This window comes from Cyclobacterium sediminis (assembly GCF_054781075.1).
Genome location: NZ_BAAGVC010000021.1, coordinates 128,556 through 146,833, shown reverse-complemented (window position 1 = coordinate 146,833; position 18,278 = coordinate 128,556). Strand labels below are relative to the sequence as shown.

Here is an 18,278-nt window from a genome sequence, read left to right as displayed (position 1 = left end):
TAGGTTAAATTTACTCTGCATGAAGCAGGTTTAAATCAGCTAAAATATCTCTTTGATCTAGAAATTCGTGCTTTATTGTCTGATTGTTTTTGACTTTTCTTAGACCATCAATAAGCACTTTATCCGTTGGTTTAAGACCTTCGCTCACAATAAACAAATGAGGGATTTCATGGGCGATCGTGATTTCAGTTGACCTTAATGTGTTGGTTTCATCTACGATATAGACGAACTTTTTGTCCAATATTTCAAAGGTTGCTTTTTGTGTTATGATCAATGCATCCTTAAAAACAATCGGCATTAATATATTCCCCGTTTCCCCGTGTCTTAAGAGACCTTTATCATTAGGGAATGTTGCTCGAAAAGCTATATTACCTGTTTCATTATTAAAATCAGCTTCAATGGTTTCTATCTGGCCTGTATATTCAAAGTTTTGGTTGTTGGCCATTTTGAACTGCACTTCAGGCAAGTTTTCTAAGCCGGTGGAGGTAGCAAGATCTAAATACTCTGATTCAGGAACATTGAAGTAAACCCACATTTTGCTGTTGTCAGATAAGGTAGCCAATAACTCCCCCTCATCTAAAAGGCTACCTAACCTTACGTGAAACCTACCCATTATTCCATCGAATGGGGCCCTGATTTCTGTAAAACCCAAATGCGCCTTTGCCAAATTTAACTCGGCTGTAGCCTTGGCAAGTTTTGCCCTTGACATGGCCAATTCATTGGAAGAAACAATATTGCTGTCTGCAAGACTTTGGGTATTGTTAAATTCTATCTCTGCAAAGTCGGCTTCAGCCTCCGCTCTTTGCTTTTCTGCTTCATAAATAAGCGGCATGATTTGAAACATTAATTGCCCTTTTTTAATGAACTGTCCTTCATCTACAAATACTTTTTGTAAATAACCTTTTTCAAGTGCCCTTAGCTCTATATGTTGAATGGAGTGCACTTGGCTTACGTATTCCTGAAAGACCACAGTGTCCATTTTTATAGGACTTGTAATTCGGTAGGTAGACTCAGGATGTCCAGCTTCTTTTTTATGCTGGCACGCAGAATTGCCTAGAATGGCTAGTAAACAGATGAGAATCAATATCCTCTTCATAATGATTATGATTTTTTATTATAAAAATTGATATAAAAAGCCCTTGGATAGATGAAAATCTACTGAAAATAAAAGGCTTGGATGAAATCATTGGAGTGGGTCCAATGAGGGTATGAATGAGCTGAAAAAAATTAAATGAGAAAACTCTTCCAGGAGTGGTGAAGAATGATGAGTGAAATCCTTGATCTGTTATGATTGGAGTGGTTCAATTGGAAAAATATAGCTTTTTCCAAATTGTACCCCAGCTTAGAGAAAAAAGCGGTGTTAACAGTGAAATGCTCACTGTCTTCGTCTAAGGTTTTATTGGATTCATTTTCGCTTTCATTTTCCTGTTCCTCCGGAGAATCCCCTTCAGATGGTAAATGCAAAAAATAATGAATATCACTTAAAATATCACTGGCTGATACATAAGTGATTTGCTGGTTAGAATCCCCGGAATCCTCATTAAATGAACTTCCTTGAATCACTAATGGGCTGAAAAGAAGCATTAAAAAGCCCACAGCCAAGGAAGCCCCGATATAGATGGGGTTCTGTACAGAATTCTTTATAAAATGTCTCTTACTTTTCATTTAGATCAACAAACCTATAAAAAAATTTTATAATCTATATGGGTATGGAGTTTTTTTTACAGAAAATATATTTAATGAGTTTTGAGGATTTTTGGAATAAAAAAATAAAGCTATCCTTATAATAATAGCGATATTATTTAATATTTATTTAGTCTTTTTAATAAATAAAGCCTGTAAATTGCCTATCAATCATGGATATATTGGTTGTCTGTGGAGGTGATAAGCTTAGTGGCACCTTTGATTATTTCAACGTTTATTTCTTTAAATTTCCCGATTACCTCTCCATCTAGTTGAAGCAGCCTTGGTTTTTTGAATTTTAATACGGCCTTTTCTGTACAAATGGCAGTGATGTTTTCTTTCATATAAAAAACATCATTAAACTTTGAAAGACCGGCATTAATTAAGAATTGGGTATTGAGATCCTTTACCAGAATAATTTCAAATTTACCATCCATTGGGTTCCCATCAATATTTAAAGGAATGCCGGTACCATACTTTTTAGCATTACAAATTCCTACCATTACCGCTTTTTCAACAATTGTCTGATCCATGGCATCAACCTCAACCTCAAAAGGATCGTTTTTGGTCAGTTCATCAATAAAATATTTTGCGTAGGTCGTCATTCCCCTGTTAGGATCTTTTTCATAAGAGGCTACTATTTCAGCGTTGATGCCCACATCCCCAAGGTGTATGGAAAAATGTTTGTCGTTGACCTTTAAAATATCCAGGTCCCTGATCATGGAGGACATGATCAGATCCTTTAAGGCTTCCAAGGGATTTGAGTGTACGCCTAATTCAACTGCCATTCCATTGGCTGAACCCAAGGGAATGATGCCCATTGGAATTTTACTTTCCAATAAAGCAATGGCCGAAAACAGGGTAGTTCCATCTCCGCCTACAGAGGCAACTCTGTCAGGGGCAAAGGAATTGATGGTTTCTTCTACCTTTCTTTCATCCTCTTTGCCTGTTGTTTTAAAGATCTGGGTAACTATTCCATATTTTTGACATAATTTGGTAGCCTTTTCTAAAAAAGGCTCTTTATCTACATCCCCTGAAACGGGATTGACAATGAAGAGTACTTTCATATCATAATTTTAATGACAAAACAATCCTTTGACAAAGTCAAATTAAATAAACTTAATGAATCGATTATTTTCGAATTATTGATTATCCATTAGATAGCTTAATCCGTGCCAATATGCTTCATTTACAATAAAATTTTTTCACAGAAAGTTTTACTGAATTCGGCTTTGGAATGTTACTGATTTGTCTTTCAGGATTTTTTTTAGCTAGTTATTGCCAGTAACCGATATTACAGGCACTTATTTAATCTATGTGGCAACTTCCAACTTTGTGTTCATTAACGCTGACTAGCAGATCAAGACGAAAGGTTATTTTATTTTCCAAAACAATATACTCTTCTTTGTTTTTAGTATAAATATCCTTAATCCGAGTTTTGATGCTGATAACTTCACCTGATTTATTTCTGTAGGCGATTTCAACTACCTCTTTTCTGGTGGCCCAATCTTGTAATCTGTCAACGAATAAACAATCAATAGGAATGTATTTGAGAAGCTTGTCCATCTTTTAAAATTTTAATTGACCTACTCTTTCTTGAAGTATTTTTAATGATTTGTTTTAAACGTAGTGTATTACTTGATCATGTCGGTGATAACTTCCCCTGCCTTTAATTCCGGATATTCTTTTCCTAAAAGTTTAAAAATGGTCCTGGCTATCATGGAAGAATGCCATAAACCTTTGGTTTTCATCTCACCTTTCGCAGGGGTATCAGGGCCGATGGCAGCCATCCATATTTCTTTTGCTTCAGGAATAGAGGATCCATGCCCTGTCCAAGTTTTTTTATTTATTCCTCTTCCATGATCTGTAGTTATGATCATAGTAGTCTTGTCCTTGTATTGGGGAGAATTTTGAATATAACTCCACAATTCTTTAAGGTAGGCATCAAACTGGTGAATAGAGTACAGGTATTGGTCATACGCGTTGTCATGTGCCCAATCATCCGGTTCGCCATAAGCAATGTAAACAACTTTTGGTTGATGTTTTTTAATTCCTTCCAGAGCATAGTTGTGGGTAAAAGCATCCAACCTTACTCCTCCCCAAGGGCCTCTAATTTCACTTTGAAGCCTGTTGATCATTACCTCTTTATCCGTAAGGTTGTTTCCTTCAGCCAAATCAAAACCTGCATTTACTGGGACTTTACTTCTTTCCTCATTAATAATGAATGGAAAGACATCCCAGCTTCCATAGGCCAAGACCTTGTTTTGATAGTCAGCAGTTTGATTTAAGTATTCCAATAAAGTGGTATTGGGGTTGTTGATTTTTGAATTTGAATTGATTCTTTTGTCATCTGCAAACCCACTTAACACTTCATTGTATCCCGGGTAGGAAAATAACATGGTATTGCTGTTGTCAACCAAATTGCCATAAACTCTATTGCCATACAATTGCCCTTCAGCACTCAGCTTTTCCCAAAAAAATGGCATTAACATTTTCCTGCGCTCTTTTGGGTCGCTGTCCCAATATTCAGCCACTAGTTCATCTGTGTTCTCAACCATTCCTGTATCATCAATCAACAAGGAATCAGCTCCCTTGAATATTTCCTGCCAACGAAGCCCATCCACTGTTATCAAAAAGATGTTTTCCGTTTTGGTTTGCTTTTGGGCGTATATTTGGGAAAGATTGATAAAGAAGCCAATCGTTACCAGTAGGAATAACTGTTTCATTTTTATTTTTTTTGAAATTTTTTCGTGTGGAAGTAAATGATATTAAAACACTCTTGATAAAGCAATGCGAATCATTATCCTTCTCAAAATGATATTTAGTTTACTTATTATTATGGTCGGAATTTACATAGAAATACCTGATTCTACACGCTTTCTGCTGTGAACCTTCATTGAGATTATCTGGAATGCTGATTTCTAAAAGATGAGCGTGGTTGGATAATTCATTAGCCAAAGTATAATACCAGGGTAGGTGCAACTGCTTGCTCCAAGGTGTAAGCAAGTCCAGTTGTTTCCATTCACCTTTGTCTATTCTATAGCGAATGGTGGCAGCATCCTGCCCTGCGGCCACAGCAATACCTACAGCCGTTCCATTGAATTTAAATTTCAAAGATTTGGCCCCACTTTTACCAACCAAAAATGGTTGGCTAACATAGTTCGGTCTCGTATTTAAATTGTCTGCAGGTTCCCAATCAGGAACAAGTTGCCAACCTTTGGCTAATTTTGCTTCTTTAACATCCACTAGAAATCCTGAACCATAGGCATATGGATCCAATTTTGTTGGAACCGCGTAATGGATGACTTCCTCTTTCAAAAGCTTACTTTTATTGAAACTGTTCGTTAGGAATGTAATAATTGAATGGGAATAAATACCTTGACCAAAAGGGGAAGGGTGAAGGTTCTTGAAATCCTTCTCCCAAGAAAACTCCCCGGCATCAATTCTATCTGTAACCTCTTTAGCCAAATTAATGGTAGGAATGCCATAATGATCTGCTACTGCCTGATGGTTTACAATTACTTCCGGTATCAAGCCCTCACGGTAAAGGGATATTTTTCCCGGATCCACAAAATGCATGATTACGATATCCATTTCCGGATTTGAATTTCTTGCCTGCCTTATGATTCCTTCCATCGCACGCTTTTGTTCCTTTGATGTTCTTCCATTTCCGGAATCATTAACAGCAGCTTCTACAAAAAGTAGATCTACTTTACCTTTAGACAAGACATCTCTTTCAAGCCTAAAAGCTGAAGGAGTACTTCCCATAGATGGGATGCCGGCATTTATAAATTTCAAAGATGCATCAGGGAAGCGTTCTTGTATAAAATGATTAATACTGTCTCGCCAGCCATGATTGTGGGTGATTGAACCTCCTAAATAGGCAACTCGGCCGGATTTATTGCTTGAAAATTTATGATAAGCATTAAGGATAACTCCATTTGTTTTATGGTAGTTTTCAGAAGCTAATGCCTGGGTTTTAATAGAGTTGTACTTGATAAAGTCAGCAACCAATCTGGGAGTCTGTATGGGGAAATGGTGTCCTTTTAGGTTTTGTTCTCCATCCACAGAGGTTACAATGGTGGCCAGTCCACCTGATTTAATGTAATTTTGAACAAAGGGAAGGGTGTTTTCTCCTGCTGGCACTATTTGATCCTCCAGTCCAATCATGTGAAGGATAGGTACCCTTTTTGTTGGTAACTCATTAAGGTTATCAATGGGGTTGTCGGCATAGTTTTTTGCTTCCTCATCAGTGGCAAAGCCATAAACCTCCTTTAACCGGAGCCAATCCTTTGGTGAGCCTTCACCCGTTCCAAAACCTCCGGGCCAACTTTTGAAATCCAATACCGGGGCTTCTGCATAAATGCAAGCTACTTTGTCAACATTGGCCTTTGCCCAATTGTAAATAAATAATCCTCCTCGGCTGACTCCCATTAATGAAACTTGTTCTTGGAGGTCAAGCTCAGAAGTTAATAGTGAATAGAAATCATCCCAAACTTGAACGGCATCTTTATTTCCATATAGGTTATCGGTATTGACGTAAGCCAAGTGAAACCCTTCAGCCACTAAGAGACTGTCAGCCGTAGTATGCCAGTCAGGAAATCTAGCCCGCCAGATCCAAGGCTTTCCCGGGATAGCTTTGTCAGGGAGGACCAGCCTTGCATTTCTCCCTTGGAAACTAAAGTCATAACGCTCAAACCCTTTCCAATTGGAAATCTCAGCGCCCTCAAAAGAATCTTTAGGTTGGGACTGGGCATAAGCCTGAGTAAAGAGGAGCTGGCAACATAGAATAGCCAGGATTGTATAAATTTTAAACATTGATCGGGTAGGTTTTTGATTAGATTTTGAGCCAATTAAGGAGGATTAATATATTAGCTTTTCTAAACATCTATAGAAATTTTATATTATTCATAAGCCCTTATTTCAAAAATACGCGCATGATCTAAGCCCTGTGTAGACAAAACAGTGATTTTTATAGTGTCTATGGAATGTCCTTGAAGGACATGTTTACGTAGCCTTTGGTAATTGTTTTTTTGGGACAAGGATTCCTTTTGGTGACCATTAAAATAAGTAGCTATGGTATAATCTTTAACAGTCTCGGGTTGAGGACTTCCCCAGTGCATTTTTTGGGTGTACTCATCTGCAAGGCTAAAGGTCAAGACCCTGTGCGCTCCGGTATCAAAAACAATCTGTATTAAGCGGATATTTTTGGGTTTTGTCCATGATAATTCTATGCTAACCGGCATGCCATCCATTGGGTTACTCATCCAACGATGCGTACCGGGTAAGGCAATTTCAGGGTGAACGCCCCGATGCCCATGAACACTTCGTGTCTGCCCACTGATTATATTGATTGCTTTACCAATTTCTTGTTCAGAGTTGGCGCTGATTTTTGCATCTTTTGCCAAGTCACTATTGTCCTGATTTTGTATGCCGGGAATAAACACATCATCCTTAAGAAGTTGCTGTTGAATGCTAGATAGTAAGTCTTTATTGGAAACGATATTTCCAGGTTGTATGCCGCTTTTTCCAGCCATCGCTGCGGCTGTACCTACAGCTTGACCCACTACAGCACAAGTGGCCATGACCCTGGTTGAGGCAAAAGCCACATGGCTTGCAGAGATATTTCTTCCGGCAAACATAAGGTTGTTAATGTTTTTACTTATGGTAGTGCGTAAGGGAATTTGGTATAGATTGGGCACATCGTGGTGGATGCAAGGAGATTTGTCGATCGCATCAACTCCTTCCGGGGGATGAATGTCAATATGCCAACCTCCATAAGCTATAGCATCATCAAAAGTTTTGGCTTCTTGCACATCATTTTGGTTAAGGGTGTATTGTCCTATAAACCTACGGCTCTCCCTTTTCCCCGGAAGAAAGCCACACCACTCTAAGGCCCAATTGTCTGCTCCATGATCACCTCCATTTTTTACATGATCCCAAACACCCAACAATATAGCCAATAATTCATCTCTAATGAGCTCATTGTCTTTGATCGTATCCAAGGTTCCTCCCCATTCTAACCACCAATAGCCATATTCCAAGCCCAGGTCCATGTCCATGGCAGGGGTTGCATGTGGCCTAAGCGCCAGGTCTTCTTCTGTGACTTTCCGAGCCCAGGATGGGGGAGAGAAGGGCATCGGTTTATCATGTTTTTTTGCCTGAAACATGAGGGAAGAGCCTAATCTTAAATTGTCGCTTTCGTTCTGTGCCAGTGGTTCATTAAAGCTTGATTTCGCCTCTCTTCCTTCATAAAATGAAGCGCCCGAACAGGCACCAATGGTTCCATCACCTGTGCAATCAATAAAGATTTTGGCGGTTATCTCGAATTCATCTTCGGTAGATTCTCTTCTGGCAAAGGCTTTTTTTATGGTTTTTTCCTCTACTTCTGTTGCATAAACTCTCGTGTTGAGCATTAAATCTAAATTTGGCTCACTCCTACATTTATCATACAGAATTAAGTCGAATATCGCTGGCGCACGCTGAGGATTATTTACAGTTGATTCAAGCCGTATTTCTTCTATTATGCCAGATTCCCTAGCTTCTACTGATAAATTCTCTCCTCTTTTACCGCTGCAATCAGCCCCTACAATATGCATCCGAACCTCACTCGATGCATTTCCACCTAAAACGGGTCTGTCTTGACAAAGGATAACTTTTGATCCATTTCTGGCAGCTGCAAGAGCGGCAGGTATACCTCCCGGTCCACCGCCCGCAATCAATATGTCGCAATTAAGTTGTTTCATGAATTTAGCTTTTTTGCTTGATCCAAATGTCATTTCCTGTATTGTTTATCTTACTTCGAATCCTAAAATTACATTATTTATTTCCTAATTTTTTATGCTGAATTGGAAATGCTTAACTAATTCTTCTCAGGTGTAGGTGGTCAAACTTTTTTTAACATTTTTTAATAATGGTATAGGATTTGCATCGAAAGGGTTATAGCATTTAAATATAATGTTATTAATAAATGTCTAAAATGGGAATTTGTATAGCTTCACCTTTAGGATGTTTCGATATCATTTTGTGAAGTTTTTATCAACTGTTTACATAATATATTGTAAAAATAGGGGCCAATCTAAAAAACAATTAAAATGAAATATATAGTATTAGCTCTTTTAATAGTTACTGGTCTTGGATGCAAGGAAAGAAAGTTATCAGGATCTGAGAAAGAAGAATTTGCTAATCAGGATAGTGTAACTGTTGAGACAGCTGTAGGAGAGCTAACTTTACCTGCCCCATATAGTTCAACTTCGGTAACCAATCGTAGCGAAATAGTAGGTTGGCCGAAAGGGGAAGGTCCAAAAGCGCCTGAAGGATTCACCGTGAGCAGGTTTGCTGAGGATTTGGATCACCCGAGATGGACTTATATCGCTCCGAATAAAGATATATTTGTCGCTGAATCCAATACTAAAAACAGTGCCGATCAGATAAGGTTATTGCGTGATTCCGATAATGATGGTAAAATAGATGAGAAACATGTCTTTTTAGAAGAATTGAATCAGAATTTTGGAATGCTGGTGTTGGGTGAGTATTTCTATGTAGCCAATACAGATGGTCTTTATCGGTATCCTTATAAAGAAGGGGCTAACAAAATTGAAGGAGAAGGTGAAAAAATCTTGGACTTATCAGCCAGTGGGTATAACAATCACTGGACCAGGAATATAATCGCCAGTCAGGACAAGAATAAAATTTATGTTTCTGTTGGTTCTGCAAGTAATGCAGGAGAGCAGGGCATGGAAAAAGAACATAGAAGAGCCAATATAATAGAAATAAATCCGGATGGATCTGGTGAAATTATTTATGCTGATGGGCTTAGAAATCCTGTAGGAATGGATTTTAACCCTGTTACCGGGGAGCTTTGGACCGCAGTAAATGAGCGAGACAAATTGGGGAATGATCTTGTACCTGATTATGTAACTAGTGTTAAAAAGGGAGGTTGGTACGGTTGGCCTTACAGTTATTATGGTCAAATAAAAGATCCAAGATGGAAAGATGCCCCACACGAAGACTTGGTAGCGAAATCAATCATTCCGGATGTACCGGTAGGTAGTCACACTGCCTCATTGGGCCTAACCTTTTATACTTCGGATGCATTTCCGAATTCATTTATAAATGGTGCCTTTGTAGGGCAACATGGATCATGGAATAGGGAGCAACTGTCAGGGTATAAAGTTATTTTTATCCCATTTGACAATGGAAAGCCTAAAAAACCAATTGATTTTCTAACTGGGTTTATAGCCAATGAAGATGGTACTGAGGTTTATGGCCGACCGGTTTGTGTGGCAGTTGCACCGGATGGCTCACTTTTGATCAATGATGACGACGGTGGTCTTATCTGGAAGGTTTCCTATAATGGAGACGGTTCTTAGGTTGATGGATATTCTCTTCAACTGTAAACTTTATTAGATCGATTGAAGCAAGAATAGGATCTATTGAGGTCATTTGCTAAGGTCAAGTTAATTAATTTTATTATTAGCAATCAACTCATTTTCAAACCATATCTACAACTCTAAACTTTAAAAATTATGCTACGTTGGACAATTATTTTCGTTGTAATAGCTGTAATAGCTGCTATTTTTGGATTTGGCGGTGTTGCCGAAGGAGCTGCATCAATAGCCAAGGTGATATTCTTTATTTTTGTTGTTCTTTTCTTAATTTCTTTGATTTTTGGGAGAAAATGAATGGCATGAAAGTCATTTTAATGAAAATAGATGAATAGTCTGTTTAGGTTTATACCAATACCTAAAAGGCTAAAATCACAAAATTCAATATCCCGAAATAACCAACAGGATCAGTGTTGATACCAGATAAAACTACCAACTACCAGTTAATGAATTAAATTAAAAGAATAGCATTGGGGTTAAAATTGATCCAATGCATGGAGAAAAAGCAATCAATTTAGAAGACCCGGGGTAACCAACTTTAACTTAAATAAAACTGTAAACTAAAATTAAAAATTATGAAACGTTACATTAACATCTTTTTATTAGCGCTTATGACTACCTCATTCCTTTCATTGTCCAGTTGTAGGGATAAAAAGGATAGTGCAGGTGAGAAAATAGAAGAAGCAGCAGATGATGCAGGAGATGCAATAGAAGAAGGTGCTGAAGAAGTTGAAGACGAAATAGATGATGCTACCTAATCAAAATTAAATATAGAACATTACCATAAAAAAAACGAATTTTCAATTTTGAAAATTCGTTTTTTTTATATTAAAATCTGTATATTTTCTATATAATTAAAATTTATTTCGAATAGCGTAGTTCGCGCTTGTAATAATTATAATAGTTTTTGAAATTCAGGAAATTAAACTCAGTTTTGGTTTTCTGGAGAACTTTTTTGAACTGCTGCAGTCATATTAAAAACACTCTATTTCTCAGGTGAAAATAATTGCTCCCATTTTTTAGTATTCATTTGTGGTTTAAATGATTGAAAATGAAGACCCATAGGAATTTTAGCATAATATGCTATTTTTTAAATAAATAAAATACCTTATTTTTAGTAAAATAATTTCAATTAATTATTGTTTTTGTACTTACTTTGCTTTGGACTCTTGGTATAAACAGCAATCGAGTGCTATTTTAAAGGTTGAATGAAAATTTATTTAAAATATAATTACAAGGTAGTTTGCGAAACATTGGTGAGGGAGCAATTGGAGAAATTTAATATACCATGGTCAGCTATCAATTCAAGTGAATTTGAAATCTTAGATGGTTTGCCTGAAGAAACTAAATTCTCACTAATTCAATCCCTTAAAAATTATGGCATAACAGTCTTGGATGATCAGAAAGAAACCCTTGTTGATCGAATTAAAAACACAATTGATGAGATGCTAAATGATGAAAATGCAAGGCATTTAAAGGTGTCCAGCTATTTGTCCGATAAACTTGACTATACCTATTCTTATTTGTCTTCCGTTTTTTCTGAAAACACTTATTCATCAATTGAAAATTATTTGATTTTAAGAAAGGTAGATCTTGTTAAGGAATTGTTGCAAGAAGGTAATCTGAATTTAACTGAAATCGCTTATCGATTAAATTACAGTAGTGTTTCCCACCTATCGGGTCAGTTTAAGAAAACTACAGGTCTTACTCCAAGTAGTTTTCAACGTATAATGAAACGCAAAAAGAGCTTGAATGCCTATATTGATAAAACCATAAAACTAGTTGATGAGCAATAACTTTCTAAATGTAGTTTTGGCCGATGATGATGAAGATGATAGGTTTTTGTTTAAAGAAGCCATCAAGCAACTTTCTATTCAAACTAGGCTTTTGCTTTTTAATGATGGACAAGAGTTAATAAATTACCTCTTTTCAGATGAATCCGAAAGACCTAATTTGTTATTTCTCGATCTAAATATGCCAGTAAAAGATGGAATGCAATGTTTGAGAGAAATTCGCCAAAATGAAGCTTTTAAAGACTTAGCCATCGCAATTTATTCAACTTCATCCACAGAGCAGGACATAGAAGCTACTTTTATTTATGGCGCCAATATCTACATCAATAAACCAAGCAGTTTTGCAAAGCTAAAGGAAGTAATCGAAAAGGTGTTGCAGGTTAATTGGCAATATCATACCTCAAATATGAATCGAAATACCTTTTTGTTTCGCTTTTAGGACAATGAGTAACTTGAAAACGGATTGGAGCATTTTTTTATCCCTTAATTAGGCTATGGTTTCCTAAAATTTTAAGGCTTTTTAAAATAAAAAATTTGTGGCTTGCCGACCTACAAATCCCGTGAAGCAGATGCAATTATTGTAATTTTTGAATCGTGTAGATCACGGTTTAGTTTTTCGAATGATAAAGGGTTACTGTTGAACTTTCTTACCTTTTATCTTACTGCTTTTGTGTAATTCAATATGTTTTAGAATTTTGTTTTACATTTTTTTCAAAAAGTGTACAATTGACCTAGTAATTGAAAATCAATATCTTAGGATTGTTCAAAAAAATATAAACTTAAGTTAGTAAACATAAGATTTTGCAATCTTAACCCAAAGTTATATAACAAAAGTGCGTTTAAGTTGTTGATCTTTGTTGAACAATCATTTTGGAAAATTTACAACTCAAAGGAGGGTTGGAAATAGGCTAAAATGTTTCAAATATTGACTGTGCTGTAATAGCAAGTGGTGTTCACTTGTTTTGTATTCAGGTATTTATTGTTTAACGCTATTAATTTCTATGACAACCATTACACTTACATCTACCGCTATTAAGAATATTTTCGATGAGTTGCACCAGAGTATGAATGGAGCTCTAAGTGTGAAGGTGAAAGAACATATTTTGGATATTGACAATGAATTTGGTCGGGGGAAGATTCGAGGCGTTACTTTTAAAAGTGGCATATCCTTGCTGGAATTTGATGTTAAATTTATTCAAGACCTGACCCTTCGTGTGGGTTCTTCAGAACATCCACCCATTTGTTTTGCCTATTGCCTAAGGGGTAAAGTTACCCATAGTTTTAGGAGTCAAGCCGGTAAAAAAGTGCTTGAGAATTTTCAAACGAGCATTTTGACCAACAAAGCATATGAAGAAAATATACTGGAATTTGCTAAAAACGAGCATATTAAGATTTCATTAATAGTGGTCAATACTGAATTGAATACTGACAATCCTAAAAAACACAGTTTGAATTATAGAATTCAGAAATCGTTTATGATGGGAAAGCCTGCTCAAAACTCCATTTATATTGGGTCATACAATTTGAAAATTGCTGATAAAATTCAGCAACTAGAAGCCATTCAGGAAAGGGGGATTGTCAGGAGCTTAATGATTGAGGGGTTGGTTCACATGATTTTGGCTTATGAAATTCAGCAACATGCAGATGATTTAAAGCGAGATGCTTTAAACAATGGTAACCTTACTTTAAAGGAGATGAATGCAGTTCGTGACATTTCTAAAGCTATTCTAAATTGCCCGGAAAAACCACATTGTATTGCCGAATTGAGCCGTCAGGCAGGTTTGTCACCCGGAAAACTTCAGGAGGGATTTAAACGAATGCATGGAACTACCGTTAGTGATTATATAAGATCTGTAAGGGTTGAAAAGGGCGAAGAACTGATAAAAACATCTGACATGAATATTTCTCAGGTTGTATATAGTGTAGGATTTTCCAGTAGAAGTTACTTTTCAAAAATATTTAGGCAAAAGTACAATTGTAGTCCCAAAGAATACAAGGAAAAACAACAATCGATGGCTTTATCTGCTTAATGAAAATCAATAATATAAACCAACTATTAAACGGGTAGATTATCATAGGTTAGCCATTTAGTTAATAACTAGATGGCTTTTCTTTTTATTATCGAGGAGTAATGCTATTAGGTTTCACCATGGATAAATTTATTCAGGACTAATAGGTATTGTTCAACACATTAAATTAGACAGTTATGAGTGGAGATAAATTATTCGAAGAAAAAACAATTGACCAATTAAAAGAATTGGCTGAAAGCATTCGGTTTGCAATTATGGGTACTAACCTAAAATCTCTCCCTCCTCATTTTATTCCTATGACGACCAAGGAAGTGGATGAAAACGGTAGTATTTGGTTTCTGAGCAGTGAAAAAAGTACGCAAAACAAAAATATTATTCAAGACAACAACTTGCAACTGATCTATTCAAACCCGGAAAATATGCAATTCTTAACGGTATATGGCCAAGCCATAATTTATAAGGGTAGTGTGATTTTGGAAAAATTTTATGATAGTGAGGTTGATGGAATCTGGTTTAAAGGTATCGGGGATCCGGATTTAACGGCCATTAAGGTGGTGCCTACAGAAGCCCATTATTGGGATAAAAACGAAGGAGTGTTGGTTAATTTGTTTAAAGAGGGTAAAGAATTAAATTCTGCTTTTCAATTCTAAACCATGATAAAAGGCAATTTGAAAACATAAACAGAAAAGACCTGAATTTATTTTCAGGTCTTATTTTTTAAGAATTAGTGTTAATCCAATTTCATTGACTATTAATGCCAGATTACCTAAATAAATCATAATCACTGGTAAATTTTGATTTAAAGAAGGCATTCAGGCATTTTTTAATAGTATGAAGTCAGTTTTTTGAGACTATATAATTATTTTACATGCATATCAACATGTTTTGGTCTCATTTTTGATTTTGTTTTCTAGAGTAGCCTAGCTGTTTGCTTTTTACTTTTTATGCTATCCGGCTTCTCAGTTATTATTTGAATGAATAAACAAACAGAACTGCCATTAAAATGAAATATTTAAAGAATAACTTACTTGTATTAACAGACGATGATCCTGATGATTGTGAGTTTTTTTTAGACACCATTGAAACCATAAATGTTGAAATTCCTATACGGATTTTCCATGGTGGGGATCAACTTATGGAGTATTTGACAAATAAAAACTCCAAGTTGCCGGATATCATATTCTTGGATCTTAATATGCCTGTGAAAAATGGATTCGAATGTTTGAAAGAAATTCGCTCCAATGAAAGGCTAAAGAATATTTGCACAATAATATTTTCAACTTCTTATAATAGTTCAGACATTGCACTTTCCTATAAGCTGGGAGCCAATGCTTATATCCAGAAACCCTTCAATCGGGAAGAAATGCAAAATATACTAAAGAATACCTTGAATACAGACTGGAGTGATCCATGTTCAGCTCTCGAAAAACATAATTTTGTTTTACATGCTTAAAATTCTACAGTTGTATTTCCTCCTTTGCTTAAATATAGTTTAGTTTTTAATGATTTAATTAACAGAATGCTTTGAATTTATTTAGGATAACAGGAATTTGAAGTCTGTAAGTATGGTAGATGAAATATGAATAAAGAAGGAGAAATAAATTTTCCCAAAGGACCTAATTTTTTGCAGAATGGGGGAGAAATGGGCAGGATTATTGAGGCTTATGACTGGTCTAAACATCCTTTAGGCGTTCCGGAAGATTGGCCACTATCCTTAAAAATGGCTGTTAGTAATATGTTAAAAACAGCTTTCCCCAAATTTATTCTTTGGGGTAAAGAATTTTTTTGCTTTTATAATGATGCATATAGACCAAGTCTTGGGAACAATGGTAAACATCCTTCCATATTAGGTGAAAAATTTGAAGATGCATTTCCTGAATTAGTTCATACCCTTAAAAAAGAAGCTGAATATGTTTGGAAAACGGGAGAGGCTACTTGGCATGAAAACCAGCTTGTTTCTATTTTCCGGAATGGGAGAATGGAAGAAGTGTACTGGACGTTTAGTTATAGCGTATTGATTGGTGAAGAGGATGAAACAGTAGGGATTTCCATCACTTGTATAGAAACTACAGATGCAGTTAAAAATTTACAATTGTTGCAAGAAAGTGAAAATCAACTTGCATTTGCAATTGATGCAGCGGAACTAGGTACATGGGATTATGATCCTCTTACTAATTCTTTTTCCGGAAACGATAGGTTAATGGATTGGATGGGAATTCCTAAAGGCATGAACATTTCTATGGAACAAGCTATGGATACCATTGTGCCGGAAGATGTCTACAGGGTAACCTCCTCCATTAATAAATCATTGGCTGGGAGACTGGAGGGAAGATTTATAGAAAGATTTGGGATAAAAAATAAAAGTACAAATGAGGTTAGGACTGTTCAGGCACAAGGAAAAGTAAGGTTTAGAAATCCAAAATCTCCCTACCGAATCACCGGAACATTGCAAGATGTTTCGGAACAGGTGAATTATGAAAAAAAGCTGATTTTTGCCAATGATAAAATTAAAAAAGAAGAGCAGAACTTTCGGAATATTGTATATAAAGCACCAGTAGGGATAGCCATTTTTAAGGGCAGGGAATTGGTTGCAAAAATGGCAAATAATTCCCTTTTGAATTTTTTTAAAAAAGAGTCAGAAGAATTCTTAGGTAATAAGTTATTTGACACTATACCTGAAATTAAGGAGACTATGGGAAACTTATATAAGGAAGTTTTCCATAATAAGGAATCAGTAAGAGGAACAGAATTTCAAATAAGTTTACCCTTGAATGGGAAATTGAAAAGCTTCTATTTTAATTTTATTATTCACCCAATTCTAATAGTAGAAGGTGAGGTGAAGGAGGTCATGATGGTTGTCAACGAAGTTACAGATATCGTGGATTCAAAAAATGAATTGGTTAAAAATGAAAGCCAATTTCGACATCATATGCAGCATTCACCTGTTGCCATGGCCATTTTAAGAGGTAAAGATTTTAAAATTGAATTGGCAAATAATAGAATGTTGACCCATCTATGGGGAAAAACCAGAGAAGAGGTTATGGGTAAACCGCTATTGGCTGTTTTTCCAGAACTAATGAATCAGAAATACCCAGAGGAACTCATGGAAGTATTGGATACAGGAGTAGCCATAAAGGATAAGGCTTCAAAAGTTGATATTGTTGTCAACGGTGTAAATAAAGAGTTTTATTTGGATTATCATTATATACCATTGTCTGATTTAGATACCACGATTTCAGGAGTAATTGTAACTGCCACGGATGTTACTGACCAGGTATTGTACAGCAAGCGTTTGGAAGGTTTTACTAGGGAGCTTGAGAGCCAGGTGGCTTTAAGGACAAATCTATTGCTTGAAGCAAATGAAAAACTTAAAGATTCAGTTGACAAATTAAAACAGGCGAATGAAGAACTTCAATCTTTTGCTTACGTGTCAAGCCATGACCTTCAGGAACCATTGCGGAAGATTCAGATGTATAGCTCATTGATATTGGAAAAAGAGTATGGTAACTTTAGCTCAAAGGGCAAGGGCTACTTCGATAAGGTAACCTTTGCGGCAAGTAGAATGAGAACCTTAATTGACGATTTGCTTTCGTTTTCTAGATCTAATGATGATATCACAAAATATGAAATGATTGATTTTAATGAAGTGATTCATCAGGTACTAGAAGACATGGCTCCGACGATTGAAGAATCTGAGGCCAGAATTACTGTGAAAGATCTCCCAAAGGCTGAAGCAATCTTTTTTCAAATGCGACAAGTTTTTTCCAACTTAATAAGTAATGCCATAAAATTTTCAAAAAAAGACCGCAAACCGGAAATTGTGATTTCAGCTTCTAAAGTCCCCGAAAGCCAGGTTAAGCTTAGGAATCTAAATCAGAAAAAAAAGTATTTTGAATTTTTAATCAAAGACAATGGTATTGGATTTCCAAAAGGTATGGAAAGCAAAATTTTTGAAGTTTTTCAAAGGCTTCACGCCAAACATGAATATGAGGGCACCGGTATAGGCTTAGCTATCGTGAAAAAAGTGATTAATAATCATTGTGGTTTGGTAATAGCAGAAAGCATACAAGGAAAAGGAACAACATTTAAAATTATTTTCCCATCCCAGCATAGTTAATGTATTCCTATTTTATTGTCATGGCCGGTTAAAAAAAATAATCTCAAACTCTCGATATAAAGTTTTTGATATAAGTTATTTTTCAAAAATCCTGTCTTATTTCTATCATCGTACTTAATACTGAAACAATGTAGAGTAGTAAAACACCCATATTCAATAGGTTAAATTCTTGGTAAAAGTTTACAACCCTAATTATGAAATTTTATTACAGACATATCGGTTTAAAGTCCAAAAAAAAATTATTTCAGTCAATTTACGGTATAATTTT

16 protein-coding genes are annotated in these 18,278 nt (G+C 35.9%); 9 read left to right on the top strand and 7 right to left on the bottom strand.

The genetic code is table 11. The features are described from left to right. Positions 1 to 10: 10 nt before the first annotated feature. The 7 genes from ACYVHJ_RS17870 to ACYVHJ_RS17840 all read right to left on the bottom strand — a co-directional run bounded on the left by ACYVHJ_RS17870 (position 11) and on the right by ACYVHJ_RS17840 (position 8,429). Positions 11 to 1,096, bottom strand: coding sequence for an efflux RND transporter periplasmic adaptor subunit (locus ACYVHJ_RS17870; protein WP_460517485.1), 1,086 nt, complete (start codon positions 1,094 to 1,096; stop codon positions 11 to 13). Between the two features lie 131 nt (positions 1,097 to 1,227). Then, positions 1,228 to 1,665 (bottom strand): hypothetical protein, encoded by a 438-nt coding sequence (locus ACYVHJ_RS17865; protein ID WP_460517482.1) that lies wholly within the window; start codon positions 1,663 to 1,665, stop codon positions 1,228 to 1,230. A 185-nt stretch (positions 1,666 to 1,850) separates the two neighbouring features. Beyond that, positions 1,851 to 2,750 (bottom strand): diacylglycerol/lipid kinase family protein, encoded by a 900-nt coding sequence (locus ACYVHJ_RS17860; protein WP_460517479.1) that lies wholly within the window; start codon positions 2,748 to 2,750, stop codon positions 1,851 to 1,853. A 241-nt stretch (positions 2,751 to 2,991) separates the two neighbouring features. Further along, entirely contained in the window at positions 2,992 to 3,249 is a 258-nt protein-coding gene (locus tag ACYVHJ_RS17855; protein WP_460517476.1) for a hypothetical protein, read from the bottom strand. A gap of 68 nt (positions 3,250 to 3,317) precedes the next feature. Then, the gene (locus ACYVHJ_RS17850) at positions 3,318 to 4,409 is read right to left on the bottom strand and encodes a sulfatase-like hydrolase/transferase (protein WP_460517473.1); all 1,092 of its coding nucleotides are present in this window, start codon (positions 4,407 to 4,409) and stop codon (positions 3,318 to 3,320) included. Positions 4,410 to 4,509: 100 nt separating this feature from the next. After that, on the bottom strand, positions 4,510 to 6,501 hold the full coding sequence (locus ACYVHJ_RS17845) for an SGNH/GDSL hydrolase family protein (RefSeq protein WP_460517470.1): 1,992 nt from the start codon (positions 6,499 to 6,501) through the stop codon (positions 4,510 to 4,512). Positions 6,502 to 6,587: 86 nt separating this feature from the next. After that, positions 6,588 to 8,429 carry an FAD-dependent oxidoreductase gene (locus ACYVHJ_RS17840; RefSeq protein WP_460517467.1) on the bottom strand — a complete coding sequence of 614 codons (1,842 nt, stop codon included), beginning with the start codon at positions 8,427 to 8,429 and terminating at the stop codon, positions 6,588 to 6,590. A 348-nt stretch (positions 8,430 to 8,777) separates the two neighbouring features. Between ACYVHJ_RS17840 and ACYVHJ_RS17835 the strand changes: the two genes are divergently transcribed. From ACYVHJ_RS17835 to ACYVHJ_RS17795, 9 genes are all read left to right on the top strand, one after another. Continuing rightward, on the top strand, positions 8,778 to 10,055 hold the full coding sequence (locus ACYVHJ_RS17835) for a PQQ-dependent sugar dehydrogenase (RefSeq protein ID WP_460517463.1): 1,278 nt from the start codon (positions 8,778 to 8,780) through the stop codon (positions 10,053 to 10,055). Between the two features lie 156 nt (positions 10,056 to 10,211). Next, on the top strand, positions 10,212 to 10,367 hold the full coding sequence (locus ACYVHJ_RS17830; protein WP_339901880.1) for a DUF1328 domain-containing protein: 156 nt from the start codon (positions 10,212 to 10,214) through the stop codon (positions 10,365 to 10,367). Positions 10,368 to 10,645: 278 nt separating this feature from the next. Beyond that, complete coding sequence (locus ACYVHJ_RS17825) at positions 10,646 to 10,828, top strand: hypothetical protein (protein WP_339901879.1); 183 nt, start codon at positions 10,646 to 10,648, stop codon at positions 10,826 to 10,828. Between the two features lie 450 nt (positions 10,829 to 11,278). Continuing rightward, complete coding sequence (locus ACYVHJ_RS17820) at positions 11,279 to 11,866, top strand: helix-turn-helix domain-containing protein (protein ID WP_339901878.1); 588 nt, start codon at positions 11,279 to 11,281, stop codon at positions 11,864 to 11,866. Continuing rightward, entirely contained in the window at positions 11,856 to 12,302 is a 447-nt protein-coding gene (locus ACYVHJ_RS17815) for a response regulator (protein ID WP_460517458.1), read from the top strand. Before ACYVHJ_RS17820 ends, ACYVHJ_RS17815 begins: the two co-directional genes overlap by 11 nt. A gap of 562 nt (positions 12,303 to 12,864) precedes the next feature. Beyond that, on the top strand, positions 12,865 to 13,893 hold the full coding sequence (locus ACYVHJ_RS17810) for a helix-turn-helix domain-containing protein (RefSeq protein WP_460517455.1): 1,029 nt from the start codon (positions 12,865 to 12,867) through the stop codon (positions 13,891 to 13,893). A gap of 176 nt (positions 13,894 to 14,069) precedes the next feature. Further along, a complete protein-coding gene (locus ACYVHJ_RS17805; protein ID WP_460517452.1) occupies positions 14,070 to 14,543 on the top strand; it encodes a pyridoxamine 5'-phosphate oxidase family protein in 474 nt (157 codons plus the stop codon). 353 nt (positions 14,544 to 14,896) lie between these two features. Beyond that, positions 14,897 to 15,346, top strand: coding sequence for a response regulator (locus ACYVHJ_RS17800; protein WP_460517449.1), 450 nt, complete (start codon positions 14,897 to 14,899; stop codon positions 15,344 to 15,346). A 126-nt stretch (positions 15,347 to 15,472) separates the two neighbouring features. Next, a complete protein-coding gene (locus ACYVHJ_RS17795; RefSeq protein WP_460517446.1) occupies positions 15,473 to 18,010 on the top strand; it encodes a PAS domain-containing sensor histidine kinase in 2,538 nt (845 codons plus the stop codon). The last annotated feature ends 268 nt before the right edge of the window (positions 18,011 to 18,278 follow it).